2 protein-coding genes are annotated in these 859 nt (G+C 43.5%); both read right to left on the bottom strand.

Translation table 11 applies throughout. The features are described from left to right. On the bottom strand, positions 1 to 514 hold a 514-nt coding region (locus tag BQ7489_RS17220), incomplete at its 3' end, for a transposase (protein WP_072532391.1). 88 nt (positions 515 to 602) lie between these two features. Next, positions 603 to 859, bottom strand: a 257-nt coding sequence (gene tnpB / locus BQ7489_RS17215) for an IS66 family insertion sequence element accessory protein TnpB (protein ID WP_072532390.1), incomplete at its 5' end; no start/stop codon positions are given.

The raw sequence follows: 859 nt of genomic DNA, 5'->3' as shown, positions 1-859 counted from the left end.
TTTTCCTTGAAGGCCTGCAGTTCTGTGCAGGTACGTTACCGGAAGAGGTATTGCTGCCAGTACCGTTACCATCTGCCTTATTATTATCATCTTTCTTATCAGAGCCGTCATACTCGGACTTCTCCATTGCCGACTTGTCAATGTTACGGTTGTTCAGCAGCCTTCTTTGCTCGGAGGTACGACCGAAGCGGTGTTTCCTGCTGTCCTCAAGCTGAAGCCTGAGATTGGAAACCTCATTTGCCAGCATCATGTTCACCTCGTCTTTTGCCTCAAGCTGCTTTCTCATAAGTTCCATTTCTTTCCTGTAATGTTCAACCGTGGTTGATTGCTTTTCGAGGGATTCTTTGAGGTCATTGATTGTATCAACCAGAGCCTTGGAGTTCTCTTTGTTTGATTCTTCAATAGCCTTAAGCCTCGCAATCAGTTCGTTTACCTGTTTGCGAAGCCCTGCCTTTTCCTCATTTGCCAGACCCAGCTGGCAGCAAAGTAACTCGTATGCTCTTTCATCAATCATGATATAAAGGTACGAAAAATCAGGCAGTTACGCAAACTTTTCACCGTTTGTTTTTATATTATTTCATTGAAAGTCAACGTCTTATTGTTCATTCTTTAGGGGTTACATACATTCTGTCCACTACGATGCTTTCCGTCAGGTAAGCCATGTCAGACCACTGAATACGGTAGCACCTGGAGACTTCATCAAACACAGGTTTCTTGAATTTTCCCATAACAGGACGTTTCTCGTAAAGCACATAAAATCCGCGTTCATAATGAAGTATCTTAACGACCTTCCGGTTACGGGACATGAACATATATACATTGGATGCATCGCTCGGGTCAAGTGACATCTCTTCCCTTA

The sequence above is a fragment of the Bacteroides ilei genome (assembly GCF_900128495.1).
In the GTDB taxonomy this organism is placed as follows: domain Bacteria; phylum Bacteroidota; class Bacteroidia; order Bacteroidales; family Bacteroidaceae; genus Phocaeicola; species Phocaeicola ilei.
Note: the sequence above shows the minus strand (reverse complement) of the source record. Positions and strands in the feature narration are given on the sequence as shown.